The 18863-nt window shown below is 74.0% G+C and carries 12 protein-coding genes and 1 pseudogene; 7 read left to right on the top strand and 6 right to left on the bottom strand.

Translation table 11 applies throughout. The annotated features are described in order from the left end of the window. Window positions 1-26: 26 nt before the first annotated feature. The 7 genes from WMF17_RS36525 to WMF17_RS36495 all read left to right on the top strand — a co-directional run bounded on the left by WMF17_RS36525 (window position 27) and on the right by WMF17_RS36495 (window position 9422). A complete protein-coding gene (locus WMF17_RS36525; protein ID WP_437645664.1) occupies window positions 27-2261 on the top strand; it encodes a hypothetical protein in 2235 nt (744 codons plus the stop codon). A 64-nt stretch (window positions 2262-2325) separates the two neighbouring features. Further along, window positions 2326-6330 carry a hypothetical protein gene (locus tag WMF17_RS36520; protein ID WP_437597993.1) on the top strand — a complete coding sequence of 1335 codons (4005 nt, stop codon included), beginning with the start codon at window positions 2326-2328 and terminating at the stop codon, window positions 6328-6330. A gap of 102 nt (window positions 6331-6432) precedes the next feature. Continuing rightward, window positions 6433-7173 carry a Crp/Fnr family transcriptional regulator gene (locus tag WMF17_RS36515; protein WP_437597992.1) on the top strand — a complete coding sequence of 247 codons (741 nt, stop codon included), beginning with the start codon at window positions 6433-6435 and terminating at the stop codon, window positions 7171-7173. Window positions 7174-7417: 244 nt separating this feature from the next. Further along, window positions 7418-7726, top strand: a complete 309-nt coding sequence (locus tag WMF17_RS36510) for a hypothetical protein (RefSeq protein ID WP_437597991.1) — start codon at window positions 7418-7420, stop codon at window positions 7724-7726. Between the two features lie 124 nt (window positions 7727-7850). After that, window positions 7851-8231: a dihydroneopterin aldolase gene (locus WMF17_RS36505; protein ID WP_437597990.1), complete on the top strand. Its 381-nt coding sequence runs from the start codon at window positions 7851-7853 to the stop codon at window positions 8229-8231. Window positions 8232-8274: 43 nt separating this feature from the next. Further along, on the top strand, window positions 8275-8991 hold the full coding sequence (locus tag WMF17_RS36500; RefSeq protein WP_437597989.1) for a molybdopterin-dependent oxidoreductase: 717 nt from the start codon (window positions 8275-8277) through the stop codon (window positions 8989-8991). A 59-nt stretch (window positions 8992-9050) separates the two neighbouring features. Then, window positions 9051-9422 (top strand): YidH family protein, encoded by a 372-nt coding sequence (locus WMF17_RS36495; protein WP_437645662.1) that lies wholly within the window; start codon window positions 9051-9053, stop codon window positions 9420-9422. Window positions 9423-9583: 161 nt separating this feature from the next. On the opposite strand, the gene WMF17_RS36490 is transcribed toward WMF17_RS36495, so the two are convergent. The 6 genes and pseudogenes from WMF17_RS36490 to WMF17_RS36465 all read right to left on the bottom strand — a co-directional run bounded on the left by WMF17_RS36490 (window position 9584) and on the right by WMF17_RS36465 (window position 18839). Then, window positions 9584-10189: a hypothetical protein gene (locus WMF17_RS36490; RefSeq protein WP_437645661.1), complete on the bottom strand. Its 606-nt coding sequence runs from the start codon at window positions 10187-10189 to the stop codon at window positions 9584-9586. A gap of 129 nt (window positions 10190-10318) precedes the next feature. Beyond that, complete coding sequence (locus WMF17_RS36485) at window positions 10319-10579, bottom strand: hypothetical protein (RefSeq protein ID WP_437597985.1); 261 nt, start codon at window positions 10577-10579, stop codon at window positions 10319-10321. 1026 nt (window positions 10580-11605) lie between these two features. Then, window positions 11606-11713 (bottom strand): annotated as a pseudogene (locus WMF17_RS36480) (hypothetical protein); the annotation flags it as partial. A 284-nt stretch (window positions 11714-11997) separates the two neighbouring features. Continuing rightward, the gene (locus tag WMF17_RS36475; RefSeq protein ID WP_437645659.1) at window positions 11998-15756 is read right to left on the bottom strand and encodes an AAA family ATPase; all 3759 of its coding nucleotides are present in this window, start codon (window positions 15754-15756) and stop codon (window positions 11998-12000) included. Between the two features lie 383 nt (window positions 15757-16139). Then, window positions 16140-17357 (bottom strand): cytochrome P450 family protein, encoded by a 1218-nt coding sequence (locus WMF17_RS36470; protein ID WP_437645657.1) that lies wholly within the window; start codon window positions 17355-17357, stop codon window positions 16140-16142. 222 nt (window positions 17358-17579) lie between these two features. After that, window positions 17580-18839, bottom strand: coding sequence for a metallophosphoesterase family protein (locus WMF17_RS36465; protein WP_437645655.1), 1260 nt, complete (start codon window positions 18837-18839; stop codon window positions 17580-17582). Window positions 18840-18863 lie beyond the last annotated feature (24 nt).

Below are 18863 nucleotides of genomic sequence, written 5' to 3'. Positions count from 1 at the left end.
CCCCAGCGCCGTAAGAGGACGGGACCATGACGATGGAGTCCCCCCCCGCCGCCGGCTCGCCGCGGCCCGCCGCCCCCGCTGCGCTCCACCCCGCTCTGGTGCTGAGCGCGTACCTCGAGCCGCTCGTGCGCGGCCGGCGGGTCGCGGTCCTGGGGGACGCCACCATCGGCCTCGCCGACCGGCTGCTCCAGCGCGGAGCCCGCCTCGTCCACGCCTACGATCCGGACGCCGCGCGCGTCGCGGAGAAGCTCGCGCGATCGGCGAGCTCCCGGCAGCCGCACCCGAGCTTCGCCGTGTTCGACGGCGACCTCGGCGTGCGTGACGGCGCCTTCGACACCCTCGTCATCCCCGACCTCTCGATCTTCAGCGACCCGGCCGAGATCCTCCGGCGCGCCCGGCGCCTCACCGCCGCGAACGGCGCCGCCGTCATCGCGTCGCCGAACCCGGACGTCGCCCGGGGGCTGCTCCCGGCGGGCGCGCGGCGCGGCGCGGCGCCCGGCTACTACGCGCTCTACGACCTCGTGGCGCTCCAGTTCAAGCAGGTGCGGATGGTCGGCCAGGCGCCGTTCGTCGGCTACACGGTCGCGGAGTTCGCGCCGAAGGGCGAGCCCGAGGTCAGCGTGGATACGTCGATCCTCGACGGCTCCGAGGAGCCGGAGTGGTTCATCGCCGTGGCCGGCGAGCGCCTGCCGCGGCTCGACGCGTTCGCCGTGATCGAGCTGCCGTTCGCCGGCTTTCCGGTCGCGGCCGCGGGCCCGTCGGTCGAGGCGCTCACCGAGGCCGAGGGCCGCGCAGAGCGGCTCGGGGGCGAGCTCGCGGAGCTGCGCACCCGGCACCAGCGCGACCGCAACGACGCCGGGACCCGCGCCGAGAGCGCGGTCGCCACGGCCGCGCGCCTCGCCGAGGCGGAGGCCGAGCTCGAGGCGCGAGGAGCGCGCCTGCGGGAGGTCGAGGCCAGGGCGGGCGACACCCACGTCCGGGCCGAGCGCCTAGCGCACCAGATCCGCGACATGGAGGAGGAGCTCCGCGGCCAGCGCGACCGCGCGACCCGGCTCTCCAAGCAGCTCGACGACGAGAAGCGGGTGCGGACCAAGGTCGAGCTCGAGCTCGGCATGATCCGCAACAAGCCCGAGATCGCCGGCGCCCGCGACCGCCTCGACGCAGCGACGGCCGAGCTCGATGCCGCGCGCGTCAGGATCGCCGAGCTCGAGGCGAGGCCCGCCGTCGCGGCGCCGAACCCGGCGCTCGCGGCGCGCGTGGAGGAGCTCGAGGCGGCCGCCGCAGGGACGCGGCGGGAGCTCTCGAAGATCACGGCGGAGCGGGACACCGCGCGCAGGCGCGCCCAGGAGGGCGAGCGCGTGCTGGAGGAGGCGCGGCGCGCGGCCGCGAAGCACGAGGAGCACGAGGCCGCCCGCGCCGAGCTCGCGCGCGAGCGCGATCGGCTGAAGGAGCGCGCGGACCGGCTCGAGCGGGACAACCGCGCGCTGGAGGAGCAGCGGAGCGCCCTCGACGCGCGTCGGCAGCTGCTCGAGGCGCGGATCGTCGAGCTCGAGCAGAGCGTCGTCGTCCTGGAGCAGCGGGCGGCCGAGCTGGAGAAGCGCGACGCGGGCGAGGCGGCGGCCGCCGAGATCGCGAGCCTGGAGGCGGCGCTCCGCGACCGGGGCCACGTCATCGCGTCGCTCAAGGCGCAGCTGCGCGAGAGCGAGCGCGTGGGCAAGGAGCTCGTCGACGAGCTCGGGACGGTCTTCACGTCGGCCACGGCCGAGCGAGGCGGTCCGGGCCAGGCTGCGGGCGGCGAGCCGGGCGGGACGCTCCCGGGGGCCGGCGGGCCGGGCGACGCCGTGGAGGCGCTGCGGCAGCAGCTCGACGCGCTGGCGCGGAGCGCCGCCGCGAGCGAGGCCGACGCGCACGCCGCGAGCTGGAAGATCGCGCAGCTCGAGCGCGAGCTGACCGAGGCGCGCGGCACGGCCGGCTCACCCCCGGCGCTCCACGAGGAGCTCGAGCAGGCCCTGATCGCCGCGCAGGCGGAGATCGCGGCGCTGCGCCGGGCGGCCGAGCAGGCGGATGCGGGCGATGCCGCGGGCGCTGCGGGCGAGGCCGCGGGCGCGGCGGGCGAGGCCGCGGGCGCTGCGGGCCAGGATGTCAGCGTGGTGCGCGAGGGCGCGGGCGCGGTTCGCGAGGATCTGGGGGTGCCGCCCGAGGTGATCGAGCAGGCGGTGCTCCTCCAGCAGGTCGCCAGCGCCGTCGAAGCCGGCGTGTGAGCCCCGCGGCCTGGATCGGGGCGGACCTGTGCGCGCGCAGTCCCTCGCGCTAAGGACCGAGCCGATGCGCGCACCTCGCCCCCTCTCGACGCTCCTCCGGCTCGCCGGCGCCGCCACCCTGGCCCTCGCGCTCGGCGCCTGCGGCGCGGTCACCGCGCCCCGCGCGCCGGACCCCATCGCCTCGCTCCGCGACGCCGGCGCGCACTCGACCGACGGCGAGGTCGTCGGCCGCTGGCTGCTCGGGGAGCTCCTCGTCCCAGGCGGCACGCCCGCGGGGGTCAAGGCGGCGCGCAAGCGCCTCGACGGGATCGGCGCGAAGACCCTGCTCGCGTCGCTGGGGCGCGCGATCGACGACGAGGCGCACGGCCGCAACGCGCGCGCAGCGACGGCCTACCTCGAGGCGCTGGACGCGGCGCGGGTGAGCGCGCACCCGGACGCCCCCCTCGTGGGCTGGTTCGCCGCGAACCACCTGCTCGGGCTGCGATCCAGCGTCGTGGGCCTCTGGAAGAAGTCCCGCCAGGTCGTCCTGCGCGCCATCGACCATCCCGGCAACCTCGGCTGGCGGGCGCGGGGCGAGCTCGTCGAGTGGTGGAGCCTCGAGGGGCTGCCCGACGAGGTGGCCGCCGCGGCGCGCCCGGGCAACGCCGGCGGCGCCGGGGCCGCGCCGGCCGTGCCGCTCATCGACCTCGCGGCGCGCCAATACGGGTGCATCGAGGACGCCCGCTTCGCCGGCCCGTTCGGCCACCTGGCCGAGAGCGACCACCGCGTGCGCTACGAGGCGGAGCGCGCCGGCCCCTGGCCGCCCGTGTTCCCGCGCGATCCCCGCCGCGCCGACGCGCCGCGCGTGCTCGGCGCCGAGCGCCGCGGCTGCCAGCTCTCCGCGGTCACGCCGGACGCGCGCGGCGAGGGCAGCGCCAGGGGAGGCATCTTCTACGTCGAGACCTTCGTCGACCTGCCCGCCGAGCGCGAGCTGATCATCGCGGTCCAGGGCGCCCTCGCCATCCGCGTGGACGACGTCGAGGTCCTGACGCGCGACACGAAGCAGTGGGGCATCTGGCCCCGGTTCGGCGCGCGCTTGCGCCTCGGCCCCGGCCGGCACCGCATCCTCGCCCGCGTCGCGGGCGGCAACACCTCCATCCGGCTGCTCGCGCCGGACGGCACGCCCCTCGGCGTGGCCACGTCCGCCGACCCGACGCCCCCCACCTCGCTCTTTCCGCCCGAGGTCCTCCCCGATCCCAACCCCATCGAGCCGTTCCTCACCGCGCTCGGGGTGCCGCCGCAGCCCGCGCCGAAGGTGGCGCGCGCGCTCGGCCTGCGCGGCGCGCCGCCCCCCGAGCGCGACGTGGAGGACCCGATCTCCCGGTACCTCGCCGCGACCATCGCGCACCTCGAGGGCCAGGACGACGTGAGCGCGGTGCTGATCGAGCCGCTCGTGGCCGATCCGGCGCGCGCCACCGGCCCCGCGCTCGCGGCGCAGGCCGTCTTCCTCGAGAAGGACCCGATCTTCCCGCCGTCCGACGGGCGCGACCTCGTGAAGGACGTGCGCGCCCGCGCCGCGGCGAAGGATCCGGAGCTCTGGTACCCCCGCTTCTTGCTCGCGCTCGAGGAGGCCGACAAGGCCGGCCTGGCCGAGGTCACCCGCAGCATCGAGGCCCTCGCCGACCGATTTCGCGAGGTGCCCGACCTCCTGAAGACGCTCGCCGCGATGTACGCGCGGCTCGGCTGGCGCGTCGAGCAGGTCCGCACCGTGAAGGAGGCCGCCGCGCGCTTCCCGGACGACGTCGAGGTGCTGGGCGCGCTCCTCCGCATCCACGACGCCGACGGGCACGTCGCGCAGGCGGACGCGCTCGCCGCGCGCATCCGGGGGCTCGACCCCGACGCCGAGATCGAGCTGGAGCGGGCGATCGATCGGCGCGACTACGCGGCGGCGATCAAGGAGCTCGAGCGCCTCGGCTCCGCCCGCCGGGACCGCAAGGACATCGCGCTGCGCATCGCCGACCTCCTGACCCGCGCCGGCAAGCGCGCCGAGTCGTTCGAGCAGCTCGAGCGCGCGCTCGCGAAGTCGCCGGACGACGCGGACGCGCGCCTCGCGCTCGCCGACGCGCGCTTCGCCCGGGGAGAGCGCGGCGCGCTCCAGAAGGCGCTCATCGAGGCGATCCGCACCGGCGCCGACACCGCGGGCCTGCGCGACGCGATCGAGCTGCTCGACGGCACGACGGAGCTCAGCCCCTACCGGCTCGACTCGAAGAAGGTGATCGTCGAGCACGAGGCCTCGGGCGAGGTCATGCCCGGCACCGCGGCGCGCGTGCTCGACTACGCGGCCATGTGGGTCCACGAGGACGGCTCGGCGCGGATGCTCCAGCACGAGATCATCCGGATCCAGTCGCGCGAGGCGATCCAGGAGCACGCCGAGCAGCGCGTGCCCGACGGGCTCGTGCTCAAGCTCCGCACGGTCAAGCGCGACGGGTCGATCCACGAGCCGGAGTTCATCGAGGACAAGCCGACCGTGACGATGCCGCACCTCGAGGTGGGCGACTACATCGAGGTGGAGAACCTGTTCGTCCTGCGCGGCGACGGCCAGGGCGGGCTCACGTTCCAGGGGCCGCGCTGGTTCTTCCGCGAGGAGAAGGTCCCCTACTGGCGGAGCGAGTTCATCATCGTGTCGCCGAAGAGCCGGCCCCTCGACGTGGAGGTCTCCGGCCCGGTCCCCGCCCCGGAGATGGTCGAGTCCGGCGCGCTCGTCACCCGCCGCTACCGGGTCGACAAGAGCCCCGCGCTCCCGGAGGAGCCGGCGAGCGCGCCGATGGCGGAGTTCCTGCCGAACCTCCGCGTCGGCTGGGGCATCCGCCTGGAGAGCACGATCGCGCGCATGGTCGACGCGGCCGCCGACGAGACGCCGCGCGACCCGCGGCTCGTGCGCATCGCGCGGTCGATCGCGCGGACGCCGCTCTCGCCCGGCGCCTCCGGCGCGCCCGCCGCGCGCCGCTCGGCGGGCGCGGGCGTCGAGGCCGCGCCGTCGAAGGACGAGCAGGCGCGCCGCATCTACCGGTGGGTGCTCGCCAACGTCGAGGAGGGGCGCGAGAACGACGGCCGCCGCGTCGTCATCGGCAAGAGCGGCAACCGGACCGAGGCGTTCCTCTACCTGTGCCGCCTGGTCGGGATCGACGCCGGCTACGGCATCGTGAGCGACCGGCTCACCGCGCCGCCGCGCGGGCCCATGAGCGAGGCCGAGACGTTCAACGCGCTCGCGGTGCGCATCGACACCGGAGACAAGCCCGGCGCGAGCGCGGTCCGCTGGATGTTCGTGCGCGACAAGTTCGCGCCGTACGGCTACCTGCCGAGCTCCCTCCGCGGGCAGCCGGCGATCGTGCTGCGGCCCGGGGCGCCGCGCGAGGTGACGCCCTCGTCCGGCGCGCACGACGGCGTGGTCACCGAGGGCGTCGCCGAGGTGGCCAGGGACGGCTCGGCGTCGCTGGCGATCGAGCAGCGCTACGAGGGCAAGCTCGCGATCGCGCTGCGCTCGGCCCTGGAGTCGCTCCCCGACGCGCAGCTCAGGGACGCTGTCGAGTCGCGGCTCCTGCCGCAGATGGTGCCGGGGGCGCGGCTCCAGGAGATCCAGGTCAAGGAGCTGACCGAGATCGACCGGCCGCTCACCCTGAAGATGAAGATCGCGGCCGCGGGCTTCGCGCGCGCGCAGGGTCCGGAGCTCGTGCTCTCGCCCCCCTTCGGCGTGCGCGTCGCCATCCTCGCCAGCCTGCCGGTCCGGGAGACGCCGCTCTACCTGTCCGAGCAGATCGCGACCCGCTCGGAGGTGCGGCTCCGCGTCAAGCTCCCCCCGGGCGCGCGCGTGGCCACGCGGCTCGCTCCGTTTGCGGCGGACAACGACGGGCGCACCGTGCGGGTGAACGATCGCCTCGACAGCGGTGCGTTGCTCCTCGACCGCTTCCTGGAGCTGCCTGCGGGCCGCGTGCAGCCGGACGCCTACCCGCGGTTCCAGCAGTTCGCCCGCGCGGCGGACGGCGCGCTCGACCGGGACATCGTCGTCCGGCTCGACCGCGACGGACGCTGAGCGCGGCGCCCGCTCGCCTCACGCCAGCGCGAAGAGCGCCCCGGCTCCAGGGGATTCCTGTGTGCCAACCTACGCAGCATGGATTACGCTTTTGCTCACCCTGTGAGCGATCTGGATTCCCAGTACGCGCCGGATGCCGGGCGCCATCCGACTGATCCCGTGAAGGCGCGGGTGGCGCGCGCCTTCCGGCTCTCCTCGCTCTTCGCGCAGGTGGACCGCGCGGTGCGGGACGCGGTCACGGACGCCGCCGTGCTCGATGTGGTGGCGTCCGACGCGGCGATCTTCGAGCAGGGCGCCCCTGCGGACACGCTCGTGGTGCTCGGCCGGGGCCGGGCGCGCGTCGAGCGCGTCAACGACGCGGGCGCCGCGTTCCCGCTCAGCTACCGCGGCACGGGCGACGTGCTCGGCGAGTCGTGCCTCGGCGGGCTGGAGACGCGGACCGAGCGCGCCATCGCGATGGACGAGGCCGAGGTGGTCCGGGTGCCGCTCGCGCTCATCCGCGAGCTCTGCGCCCAGCACCCGGGGTTCGGGGGGGCGGTGTTCGCGCTGCTTGTCGCGCGGCAGCGGGAGACCGAGGACCGGATCGAGTCGATGCTGTTCAAGAACGTGGGGGGGCGGCTGGCCGAGTTCCTCCTGCACGCGGCGGTGCGCTGGGGCGTGCCGACGCCTCGGGGGACGCTGATCTCGGCGCCGATCACGCACGCGGAGATCGCGCAGGTGATCGGCTCGACCCGGGAGACGGTGACGCTGACGCTCGGGGCGCTGCGGAAGGAGGGGGTGCTCGACGTGGCCGGGCGGCGGCTCATCGTGAAGGATCGGGAGGCGCTCGCCCGCAAGCGGTAGGGCGGGTCGGCTCGCGCCGCCGGGCTGGCGTCCTTTCCGGGCGGGGTCAGCCCGCCGCGCGTTGCGGGGTCCTGTGCCCATGGCGCCGGAGGTGGCGCGAGCGGCGAGATCCTCGGTCATTGCGCGCGGCACATGCGCGGCGGTCTGCCGCTCCTCGCGCCCCCGCGCGCGCCGTTCCTTGTTGACGTGGCGCACGAAGCGCCGATACGCCTTCGCGAGTCGACCTCGCAGGAAAGGATTGCTCATGCCGAAGCTCAGCTCCGGGACAGCCATCGCCGTCGCGTTTCTCTTCGGTTGCTCCGCGTCGTACATCGCGCCGCGCTTCCTGGTGCCGCCGGTGCACGCAGGGACCGATCCGCCCCGATGGGAAGTGCGGTGCGTGGATGCCGAGACGGCGCAGGTCAGCGACAGCCAGGTCCTCGAGGTGACCAGCGGGTCCGGATGGAACCCGGTCCTCAAGCGGTTCGGTCAAGAGGGCTGGGAGCCGGTGCAGTTCCTGCGCAGCGAGCTCGCCGCGAAGATCGACGCCGTGTGCTTCAAGCGGCCTCTCTGACGGGGCCGCGGCCCGCGCGCGGCGGCCGCGCGCGGGCGCGCCGGGAGGGCCACCGCGAGCGGGCGAGCCCACGGCCGCGCATCCTTCGGCGGAAGCCGGCCGGAAGGCATGCTAGGGGGCGCTGATGGAGTCTGAGATCCAGACGTATAGGATCCGCCTCGACGGCATCCGTTTTCGCGCCAAGCACGGCGCGTCGCGCGCCGAGCGCGATCTGCCCCAGGATTTTGCGGTGTGCCTGGAGGTGGAGCTCCCGGTCGCCTTGTTGCCCCGCGCCGACGCGCGAGCGCGCGTGTTCGATTACGACAGGCTGGCGAGCCTCGTCGTCGAGGCGGGCACGAGCGCTTCGTACAAGCTGCTCGAGACGCTCGCCGAGCGCATCATCGCGTGCGTGCTCGACGACACACCGGCCCTCCGCGTCACCGTTCAGGTGAAGAAGTTCGGCCCCCCGACCTCGGTGTCGGTGGACTCCGCCTCGGTGGAGCTCTCGGGGCGCAGGGGCGGGTGAGCCCGGGCTTGCAGGCGTGTCGGGCCGTCGCCATGGTCATGTCATGGGGAACGACGGAGGGCAGCGGACGAGGCCGTTGATCGAGCGAAGGCAGGCGTTCGCCGAGCGGCAGGCGGCGCGCGGCAAGGGCGTCTTCGCCGGGGTCGCGCCGGCGGGCAGCGGGCCGCCGAACCGGCACGGGATGCCGAAGCTGCCGGTCGGGCAGCGCGACGTGAAGAACTGGCCGGTGCTCGACCTCGGCGACACGCCGGACATCCCGACTGAGCGCTGGCAGCTCCGGGTCGACGGGTTGTGCGAGGCGCCGCGAACCTACTCCTGGGAGGAGTTCATGGAGCTGCCGCAGACGCTCGACGTGTCGGACTTCCACTGCGTGACCACCTGGAGCCGCATGGACAATCACTGGATCGGCGTCCGGTTCGCCGATCTCGCCGACCGCGCGCGCCCGCTCCCGGAAGCGCGCTTCGTGTTGATCGAGGCGAGCGACATCGCGCCCGGCACCCAGACCCCCTACACGACAAACGTCGCGCTCGAGGAGGCGATGCTGCCCGACGTGCTGCTCGTCCACACCTGGGAGGGCGAGCCGCTGCCGCGCGAGCACGGCGGCCCGGTGCGGATGATCGCGCCCCAGCTCTACGCCTGGAAGGGCGCGAAGTGGATCCAGCGAATCACGTTCAGCGCGGTGGATCGGCCGGGGTTCTGGGAGGTCCGCGGTTACTCGAACACGGCGTATCCGTGGTTCGACGACCGGTACAGCCGGTAATGAGCGGCTGTCGCGCGGTGCGGTGAGGAGGGCAGTCCACGATGCCCATCGAAGAGAGCGTGAAACGGACAGAGGCCTACGCGCGGGAGCACATGGCCAACGAGCGGACGCACCTCGCCTATGTGCGCACGGCGATCGCGCTGCTCAGCTTCGGTATCACGCTCAACAGGTTCAGCCTGTACTTCCTGGAGACGGCGCCCGGGGCCGCGCAGGCCGGGTCGCGGTCGTTGCTGCGCGAGGTCGTCGGCCTCGGCGCGGGGATGGTCCTGCTCGGGATGGCGCTGATGTCGTGGGCCGCGGTGCGGTATCTGAGGGCGTACAGCGATATCGAGCGCGGGGCTTACCGGCCCGACAGGACGGCGATCCTGATCTTCACGGCCGCGATCTTCTTGATCGGCGCGGCGAGCATGGCCTGGCTGTTCACGTCGTGAGTAGAATTCGGCGCAAAGGCACAAAAAAGAATGATGAATAGAACTCGGCGCAAAGCGTGCACCAGGCAAGGTTGGTCCCGAGGGAAAGGAGTGAGCGGTAGCTTCTGAAATCGGCTCCTCGCCCTGGCTGCTCGGGTTGGGCTCTGTCCCGCCCGTCTTCCTCAGCGCAGGTGTGCCATGGGGCTGCAGAAAGGCGACGCAAACTCGGCGTCCTGGATCTGCTCGACGCCGACACCCTCCCCGTTGCGCGGCTGGCCCAGGGACTCTGGGCGCACCCAGCACGACAGATTGTACCGGCCCTCGAACTCCGCCGAGGCGTCCTGAGGCGAGATGTCTGCGACTCCTCGGACGGTCCGGCCGCTCTCCAGCGAGAAAGAGAGCGTGCCGGATTCCACGTGCTGAGGCGCCTCGGCCTCCCCGAAGCTGACTGTCCCTGCTCCCTCCGACAGCGGTTCGTGGCGCAACTCGACGGTCGCTCCGAAGACCTGATCGAGGGAGAGCCCCATGACGGCAGACCACACCCGTCCGTCGTCTGCCCGGGCGCTTATCAAGGCTTGTGCCGTCGGCCCGCCGTTCTCCATGAGTCGAATGTCCATCGGACCTCCCTCGAAGAGAGAGCCATCGCGCGTGGTGACATGCAGCTCGGCCTCGGCCACGTAAGGTGGCTCCCCCACGGGATCATACGCGGTGCTGAGACATCCGAGCGACGAAGCGCTGGCAAATAGCGAGAACGCTACAATAAAAACGGAATTCAATCGACCGTGCATGGTTCACCTCCGCAACGAACCTCGTTGCGCGCCAATGTTAGCATGGCCACGAGCGCGCTCGACAGGCAACATCGTCGGATTCGTGCGCCTGTCGGAGCGCGACGCGCCTACCCGCAGCGCAGGCGCCCGTCACCGCAGGTGGGCCACCTGCTTGCAGAAGGGAGACTCGAAATCGCCGTCCTGGAGTCGCTCGACGCCGCCGCTGCCGGTGCCGTTCTCCGCTTTCCCTAAAGAATTCGGGGGCACCCAGCACATCAGGACGTACTTGCCGGAGAACTCCGCCGTGCCGTCCGGCGTCCTGACGGTGCCGCTCACGGTCCGGGCGCTGCCGAGGGAGAAGGAGACGCTGCTTGCGTCTGCGATTTGCAGCGCCTCCTTGTCCAGCCTCACGCTGACGATGCCTGTGCCCTCCGACGGGGGCCGGCGCTTCAGGTCGACGCTCGCCCGAGCGATCTGCTCCCGGGCGAGCCCGCGGCCCGAGGACCGGCGTCGGAGCAGCCGCGTGCAGACGCGAGGGCGAGAACGGCACCGGCCTTGAAGCTGAAGTCAAGAGATCGGTTCAGCATGAGATCACCTCGAGCACGAATGCTTCGCGTACGACGCTATCATCCTCTCGGGTCTCTGACGCGACGTTCAGGACGTCGACGGCATGAAACACGAAGTAGGTGCCGACCGCGAGCGGCGGCAGCGTTATTGGGACGCTCCGGGTGTGCGCAGTGCCCGCGAGGAAGGTGCCGTTGCCCCACTCTCCGATCTGGATGCCGCCATACGCCGTCTGGTTGGTGCTGACGAACCAGCGCTCGGTCTGGGTGACGTTGACGGTCCCATTGTTGCCACGGCGCTCGACCGTGACAGGTCACGGTCGAGCGTGCAGTGGCGGATAGGTCGCCGTGACATGCCGCGGTCATGGGCCGATCCGGATCGGGTCGTTCCTATCGCCCGAGCAGCTGGCGCGGATCACAAGCCGGGTGAGGTCGCGCGTAAGCCAGGCAAAACAGCGGCGTGCGCGGCCGAGCAAGATGCCTCCTCGTCGGGCGCTGATGCCCGTCGAGACGAGGAGGAGATCATGAACGTGACCGTGAGGACGCTGCCGAGCTACCACGTGGGCCTATGTGCGGAGCGTCGGCCCCTATGGCCCTGGCGGGGGCGTCAGCGAGGCCTGGCAGCGGCTCGTGCGCTGGGCGTCCGCGCGCGACCTGTGGACCCCGGACCGCATCTGCCTCGGCGTCGCGCACGACAATCAGATCTCGATCGGCCAGCCGAGGTGGCGCTCGTACCTCCGGCTCCGGTGGTCGAAGAGCGCTCGCGGCACGGCGTCGCCGATCTCCTCGCGCGCGGTCCCGAAGGCCTGGCGGAGCAAAGGCTGGAGGCGGGGGCAGTCGCCCTCCGGGATCGGGCAGAGGGGGTCAGGAAGGTGGCGACGTAGGCGTCGAGCGCGTTCGGGCGGTCGCCATCGAGGTAGTCGCGGCTTCCATCGAGGCGGGTGGCGAAGGCGGAGAGCGTGGTGGCGATGCGGGCGCGCACGCGCTCGAGGTCGATTGCGGGGGAGTAGCCGTAGCGCGCCGCGAGGTGGTGCGCGACAGCAGCGGCGTGAGCGCCCGCGCCTGCAACTTGCCCAGCTCCGCCGCCAGCGTCAGGTGCTCTTGATTCCGGCGATGCTCGTCAACTATGAGGACGGTGGCCGGCTCTCGTGGCTCGACGAGGCATGGACCGGGTTCCCGGAGTTCAAGCTAACCGCGCCGTGACTCCTATGCGGTGGAGCGCGAACACGCGCGCGGCCCCGGTGGAGCTCGACGCGAGAGGCCCCCTCACCGCAGCCGGTGCTCGCGGAGCACCTCGGCCGGCACCGCCTCGCGCGCGAGCTCGCAGAGCCGCGCGTGGTGCGTGAAGAACAGCACCTGCGTCGTCGCCGTCAGCTCGCCGAGCACCGCGAGGGCCGCCCGGGCGCGGTCGTCGTCGAAATGGATCAGGAGATCGTCCAGGATGAGCGGCATCGGCTCGGCCGTCCGGGCGTGGTGCTCCAGGCTCGCGAGGCGCAGCGCGAGGTAGAGCTGGTCGCGCGTGCCGTCGCTCAGGCCGCTCACGTCCACCTCGCGCTGCACCGGCGCCTTCGCAGGCTCCGCCGCGGTGTCCGCCGGCGGCGGCGGGGCCGCGCGGACGCAGCGCAGCATCGCCTGCTCGCTCTCGTCGTAGCCCACCCGGAGGCCGGCGAAGGCGCCCAGCGTCAGGCGATGGAAGAGCGCGCTCGCCCGCGCCAGGATCGGGCCCTGGTTGCGCTCGCGGTAGCGCTCGATCTCGCGCTCGAGCAGCACCGCGGCGAGGTGCGCCCGCACGTAGCGGCGCACCTCGCCGCGCAGGTGCGAGAGGCAGATCTGCGCCTCCACGGCGGCCTCGGCGGCGCCCACCGTCGCCCTGAGCTGCTCGCGCTCCTGCTCCAGGCTCCCGAGCGCCCTGTCGATCCGGCGCCGCTCGTCCTCCAGCGCCGCGAGCCGCTCCTCCGCGCGGTCGAGCTCGAGCGCGAGCGCGTCCCGCTCCGCCCCCGCGGTCTCCTGCTCCAGCGCCGCGACGCCCGCGCCCTCGCCCGCCTCGAGGAGCTTGCCCTCGTTCTCGACGAGCTCGCGGTCGAGGCGGCGCGCCTCGCGCGAGCGCTCCTCCGCCAGGGACAGCGCCGCGAGGTCGGCGGCGGCGTCGCCCGCGCGCGCGACGCCCGCCGCCTCGAACAGCTTCGCGAGGCGCGCCTCGGCGGCCGCGCGGCGCGCCTCCTGCTGGTCCCGCTCGCGGCGCTTCTCGGCCAGGCGCTGCGCGATCTCGCCGCGCTCGCGGAGATCGGCGCGCGCCTTGTGGTGGCGCTTGATCAGCTGATCGGCGGCCTGATCCGCGGGCAGCTCGGCCAGATCCGCCGCGTGCCGGGCCGCGAGCTCCGCGACGTCGGCCGCGAACGCCGCGGCGTCGCGCTCCATCCCGAGCACCCGGCGGCGCTCGTGGGCCGCGCTGTCCGCCTTGCGGAACAGCGCGCCGAGCTCGTCGAGGATCGCCGTGGCCTCGTCCGCGGAGGCGTCGCCCGGCAAGCCGAGCAGCCGCACGCTCTCCGCCCACTCGGCCCGCCACGCATCGAGCGCGCGCGCGTGCTCGGCCCGCTCCCGCTCGAGGTCCTCGAGCTCGCGCTCGAGCTCCTTGCGCTCCCGCGCGAGCTCGCGGCGCTCGCGGGCCGCGCCCTCGATGGCCGCGAGCTCCTGCTCCGCCGCCTCGACGAGCGCCGGGAGGCGCGCGGCCGCGTCCTCCAGCGGTCCGAGCCCGCCGGCGACCGAGCCCGCCGCGTCCGCGACGTCCCCGCGCGCGCCGCCCGACGCGGCGCGGGCGCCCTGGAGCGCCGCGTGGAGCTCGGCCGCGTGCGCCTGCATCCGGGCCCGCAGCGCCTCGGCCTCCGCCTCCGCCGCGCGCAGCCGGTCGACCGTGGCGGTCAGGCCCACGTAGCGGCCGAGCCAGCCGCGCATCTCCTCGGGCGAGCGCGGCGCGACGCCCGCGGGCCGCCACAGCTCTAGCCACGCGGCCTCGGCCTCCTCCGTGCGGCGCGAAAGCGCGGCGCGCTCCGCGGCGAGCTGCGCCTGATCCGCGTCGGCCCGCGCCTTGTCCGCGAGCAGCCGCGCGAGGCGGGCGACCCGGTCGGCCTCGCGGCGCAGCCGATCGGCCAGGGCGTCGGCGACGCGGACCAGCTCGGCGTACTCGTCGGCCTTCCCGCGCGCGGCGGCATCGCCCGGCGCGGCGAGCGGCGGCCTGCGCCCGGCGCCGGGCGAGGCGGCCACGTCGGCGCCCAGATCGAAGAGCGAGGCGGTGTGGATCGCCGCCGCCGCGCGGGCGCTCCCCTTCGCCTGGAGAGCGCGCAGCAGCGCCTTGAAGACGGCGTCGCGACGCTCGCGCGCCTCGGAGAGATCGGCCTCCGTGGGCACCGCGCCGGCGCGCTGGAGGGCGTCGATCTCGCGCGCGCTCTCGCGCAGGCGCGCCTCGACCTCGGCGGAGCGCTCGCCGAGCCGCTCGCGCTCGCGCGCGATCGCGCCCCACTGCGCCGCCGCCTGGTCGACCGTCTCGGGGAGCGGGACGGGCAGGGCGCTCGCCTCGGCGGCGGAGAGCGCCCGCCTCGGCGGCGCGCCGCCGAGGCCGAGCCTGGCGCGCTGCGCGCCGGCCTCGCGGGCGAGCTGCGCCGCCGCGGCGGCGGCCTCGCGGAGGCGGTGATCGAGGTCGCCCTGCTTCTGCGCGCGCGAGAGCGCGCCCCGGAGCGGGGCGGGGTCCTCGCCCGGCGGCAGCTCGGCGAGGCGGCGCACGCAGGCGTCGCGCCGCGCGCGGTGCGCCGAGAGCAGCCGCTCCACCTCGCGCGGCTTGGCCAGGGCCGCGCCGCGCTCGCGGGCGAGCTTCTTGATGCGCGCCTCGGTCGCGACGTCGACGCGCATCGCCTCGAGCCGCTCGGGCTCGGCGCCGCCGACGAGCGAGGCGTCCCGCCCGAGCCTGCGGAGGATCGCGCGCGCCTCCTCCTCGATGCCGTGGAGCTCCGCCCGGACCCGCGGCAGGTCGACGGCGGCCTTGCGGTGGCTCCCGAGCCGGGTCACGAGGCCGTCGATCACGCCCGGATCGAGCTCGGCGAGCGACGCGGGGACGTGCAGCGCGGCGTGGCGGGCCTCGAGCTCCTCGATGTCGGCGCGGAGCCGCTCGGCCTGGGCGGCCGCGTCGGCGGCGCGATCCTGGGCGTCCTCGCGATCGCGCTGCGCGCCCTCGGGCAGGAGGACGACGTCGCCGAGGGCGGCGCGCCGGCCGACGATCGCGCGCCGCGCCTCGAGCAGCGGGAGCACGCGGAGCGCGCGCCGGAGCCGCTTGTCGGTCGCCCGGAGCGCGTGCAGCTCCGCGTCGACGCGCTCCTGCTCGGCCCTGGCCTCGTCGATCTCCTGCCGCTTGCGCGTCCAGTCCGCGGGCGGCTGCGCGGCGGTCCTGGCGCGGTTGCGCGCCTCCTCGAAGGTCTTGATCGCCTCGTTGAGCGGGCGGGTCCTCGCCTGGGGCGTGAAGATCTCGTCCGCCTCCTGGCGCAGCTTGGCGAGGAGCTGCTGCAGCCCCGGGCCGCCGAGCCCCGCGCCGAACAGGCTCTGGCCGACGTCGCCCTTGCCCTGGAGCAGGGCCTCGGCGCCCTGCCGGAGCGTCTCGTGGTCCAGGCCGAAGGAGGTCCGGAAGAGCTCCTCCGTCACGCCGCCGAGCACCGGCGCGAGCGCGGCGTCGTCGAGGGGGTTGTCCTCCGGGTCGCGGAGCGTCTTCACGCGCCCCTTGCGGCGGACGAACGCGAGCGCCGCGTCGCCCCTGCCCGCGAGCCGTCCGCCGACGCGGAGATCGGTGTTGTGGTGCAGGTGGGCGTCGGGCGTGATGTGCGGGATCCCGTAGAGCAGGCCGCGGATCGCCCGGAGCGCGGTGCTCTTGCCGGCCTCGTTCGGGCCGTAGATGACGTGGAGGCCCGGCGACGGCGAGGAGAAGTCGAGCCGGAGATCCGTGAAGGGACCGAACGCGAGGAGGTGGAGCTCTAGGATCTTCACGAGGCCGCCCGCCGAACGCAGGGGCTGTGCCCTCCCCTGAACGGATAGCAAGTGCGAAACCTCCGCGCGCTGTCAAGGCGCTCTCGCGGCGCGACGCGGCGCGATCGCAGCCCGCCCGCTGAAATGGCGGGCGGGCTGCGCTGGAAGTGGCGGGCGGGCAGCGCTGAGCGCCCGGCTCAGCGGTGCTGCGTCACGGGCGCATGCAGGAAGGCGCGCCACGAGCCGCGGCGCGGCGCCTTGCCGAGCAGCACCTCGGCGAGCGCTTCGCTGCTGGCTCATCGCGGGGCATCGCCGGCCTCCTGCCGCCAGTCTCCCCGGGGCGCGGAGCCTCCTCGCGGGCTGCACGCCTCATCCCGACGAGGGCTGCGCCGGGTCGCCCTCCCTCAGAACACCACGGGCACCGCCGCCGGGCCGCGGAGCAAGGCCCACTCGCCCCAGTCGATCTCGTCCGGCGAGATGTCGAGCTCGAGCCGCGGGAGCCTCCGGAGGAGGGTCGAGAGGGCGATGGCCGCCTCGATGCGAGCGAGCGGGGCGCCCAGGCAGAAGTGGATCCCGCTCCCGAAGGCGATATGCCGGTTCGGCGAGCGGCCGATGTCGAAGCGGTCGGGATCCGGAAAGTGCTCCGGATCCCGGTTCGCCGAGAGGAGCCCCGCCACGATCCCTTCTCCCGCCGGCACGCGGGCGCCGAGCAGCTCGATGTCCTCGAGCGCCCAGCGGATCGACGAGAGCTCGGCCGGCCCCTCGCAGCGCAGCATCTCCTCGACCGCGGAGCCGATGAGCCCGGGATCCGCCTCGAGCCGCCGCCGCTCCTCGGGGTGCAAGAACAGGAGCAGCGCGCCGCTCGCGATGAGGTGCACCGTCGTCTCGTGGCCCGCGACGAGCAGCAGGAACACCATGCTCGTGACCTCCGCCGGGCTCAGCTTGTGCTCCCGCTCCTCGGCGAGCAGGAGCGCGCTGATCAGGTCGTCGCGCGGGGCCTTGCGGCGCGCCGCGAGGAGCGCCGCGAGGTACGCCTCGAGCTCCTCCACGGCGGCCATCGCGCTCTCCAGGCGCGCGAGATCGGTCGAGGCGGCAAGGATGATCTTGGTCCACCGGCGGAACTGGCCGCGATCCTCGAGCGGGAGGCCGAGGAGCTCGGCGATCACCGCGATGGGGAGCGGAAACGCGAAGTCGGCCACGAGCTCCATGCGACGCCGGTCCGCCACGGCGTCGATGAGCTCGCCCGCGATCGCCTGGATGCGCGGGCGCAGCCCCTCCATCGTCTTCACGGAGAAGGCACGCTGGACCAGGCCCCGGAGCCGCGTGTGATCCGGCGGATCGGCCTCGAGCATGTGCTGATTCAGCATGGTCGAGCGATCGCCCAGCGGGCGGTAACGCGCGCGCAGCTCGGCGGGGAGCTTGCGGGAATCCCGGATCAAGCGCGGATCCTTGAGGAGCTCCACGCAGTCGTCGTAGCGCGTGGCCGTCCAGACAGGCACGTTGAGGCGAGGCTGGATGAGGCGATGAATGCGCCCCGCGTCCCTCATGCGCGCGTAGATGGAGTGCGGCTCGGCGCGGCCCCTCGGACGGAACAGCTCCGGAAAAGCGACCTTGTCGACCATGGATCCCCCGTCTCGTCGCGCCCGGCCGTTCGAGGCGATGCTCGCGTGCGCAGGCGGGTGCGTCAGGAGGAGTGCATGGTGGAGATCGACGCGCCGTCAAGCCGCGCCGACGCGGTCGCGCTCGCCCGGACGGATCTGGCGACAAACCATTGAATTTATTGGTATTTTATTCCTGCCTTCCCGCCTTCGGGGTCGGATCCGACCCGGCCGCCGCGCCGGCGATCACGGCGTGTCGCTGGCGCCGAGCAGCCGCGAGATCAGCGTGTGCTCCACGTCGTCGAGCGCCTCGCGCAGGGACGCCGGGTCGTCGAGGCGGATCGCGTCGTCTCCCTCGCGCGCCTCGGCGGGGAGCTTGTTCCTGAGGCTCGCGAACTCGCGCAGCAGCGAGGCGAGGCCCGCCTCGTCCTCGCGCAGCGCGCGCAGCGACCGCGAGAGCTGGCCGATCGCGTCGTCCCGCTCCTCGAGCGCGCCCACCTCGATCGGGGCGAGCGTCCGGGAGAGCACGCGCTCGATCCAGAGCCCGCCGCCGAGGTCGTTGGCGATCGCGCGGATCTGCCCGGTCCAGCGCTCGAAATCGGCGCGGAGCGCGGCGTGGGCCGGCGTGGCGCCGCACAGGATCACCCGCGCGGCCAGCGTGCGCCCGTCCGCCTCGGCGACGCGCTGCTCGAGCTGCTCCCGCGTCAGATCCACGATGTCGTCGGCGCTCGCGGCCGGGGAGAGATCGACCTCGCAGGCGCACCAGCGCACGACGTCGAGGGGGCGGTGCTCGACCGAGGTGATGCGGCCGTCGTCCACCGTGACGAGCAGGGCGCCCTTCGCGCCGGTCTCGCGGGCGTGGCGGCCCTGGAGGTTGCCGGGAAAGGCGATGTACGGATCCTCCGACAGCACCTCTCGCGTGTGCACGTGGCCGAGCGCCCAGTAGTCGTATCGCTTCCCGGCCAGGGTGTTCAGGCTGCAAGGAGCGTAGTTGTCGTGGCCCTCGCGGCCGCCCAGGCAGGTGTGGAGCATGCCGATGTTGAAGAGGCCTGTCTGTGCGTCCGGGTAGCCCGCCGCGAGATCGTCGGTGACCGCCTTTGTCGCGAAGCTCTGCCCGTGGACCACGACCCCGAGCCGCTCGAAGGCGACGGACTCGGGGCGGCGCGGATCGAGCCGGCGGGCGTTCTCGGGGAGCTCCAGGTGACGTGTGATGTTGCTCTCGGCGTCGTGGTTGCCGTAGAGGAGCACCACGTCCACCCTGGCGGCGCGCAGCCGGGAGAGCTGCGCGGCGAAGAACAGGCCTGTGCTGTAGTCCTTCCAGTCGCCGTCGTAGATGTCGCCCGCGAGGAGCAGGAGGTCGACCTCCTCGGTGAGGCAGAGGCTCACGAGGTTCTCGAGCGCGCGGCGGGTCGCCCCGCGGATCTGCTCGACCGGGGCGCCCGGGTAGCGGTCGAGCCCGCGGAGGGGGCTGTCGATGTGGAGGTCGGCGGCGTGGACGAACTTCATGGCCTGGAGCGGCCCGAGCTTAGC

This window comes from Sorangium sp. So ce362 (assembly GCF_051519845.1).
Lineage (GTDB): Bacteria > Myxococcota_A > Polyangia > Polyangiales > Polyangiaceae > Sorangium.
This window is presented reverse-complemented; position numbering and strand designations above follow the sequence as displayed.